We start from the raw sequence: 1,079 nt of genomic DNA on the forward strand, positions 1-1,079 counted from the left end.
TATTCAAAGAACGCGCCGCACCGACTGTTGTCCCCGTCTCCATAACCATTCTAAAGATTTCGATCTGCCGCATGTTGACCATATCTATGCTCCCTAACAACGACGTCCTGCCCGCCACCCACGTGCCGCAAACCTGACTGGGAAGACGGCAATTGAGGAGATCGCCAAGACTAAGCGAACGGTAGCACAGATCGAATAACTTATCCTTATAGCACCTAGCTATTAATTGCTTCGACCCGGCGCAGGGGGGCTGCTATCGTGCCCCCAAGATCGAGGCTACCTCGACACAATGGGGAGGATGAGACATGCCAGCCAGAAACAAAACCCTTTCGCGTCGTGCCGCTCTAAAATGTGGATTGGCAACGTCATTTGTTGCAACATTTGGCGGTGTTGGTTTCTTGAGAGGGGCCGCTGCCGCCGCTCCGATTGAAATTCGTCTAGGCTCCGATAGTCCCGCCGATGACACCCATTCGCGCGGCATGGTGCAGTTTGGCAACGAATTGACCAAGCGTTCCGACGGTCGGATCCAGGTCACCTTTTTCCCAGACGCCCAACTCGGCGGTAATGAGATCATGATCAATAGCGTCAAGGTGGGCGCACTCGACGGCGTCATGAGCAATCTTGGCGTGCTATCCGCCGCGGTTCCACAGATTGAGGTTCTGGAACTCCCCTTCCTATTTGACGACACGCCACATGCAGTCCGCGCCTTGAATGGCGCACTTGGTGATAGCCTCAAGCCCGATATCGAAAAGGGCTTCAACTGCCGTGTCGTAGGATGGGGCACAGATGGCACACGCCTGATGTGGAACAAAGTTCGACCAATACGAAAGCCCGAGGATCTCGCAGGCCTGAAGATGCGCGTCCAGGCATCCAGAACGCACCAGGACACCTACGCCGCGCTTGGCGCGCTACCGACAGTCGTGCCCTTCAGCGAGTTGTATGCGGCGCTGCAGACAGGCGTCGTTGATGGGGCCGACGTTGGCGTGGTTGATCTGCTGTCGCTCAAATTCTATCAGGTCACCAAGTACGTCAGCTTCACAAAGCACGTTAGCATTCTCGATGCGATGTTGATCTCCAAC

General features: G+C 55.5%; 1 protein-coding gene. It reads left to right on the forward strand.

Features of this window, described 5'->3' with window-relative positions; genetic code table 11:
- Window positions 1-305: 305 nt before the first annotated feature.
- On the forward strand, window positions 306-1,079 hold a 774-nt coding region (locus EN935_RS37355), incomplete at its 3' end, for a TRAP transporter substrate-binding protein (protein WP_164771763.1).

The organism is Mesorhizobium sp. M7D.F.Ca.US.004.03.1.1 (assembly GCF_003998635.1).
GTDB lineage: Bacteria > Pseudomonadota > Alphaproteobacteria > Rhizobiales > Rhizobiaceae > Mesorhizobium > Mesorhizobium loti.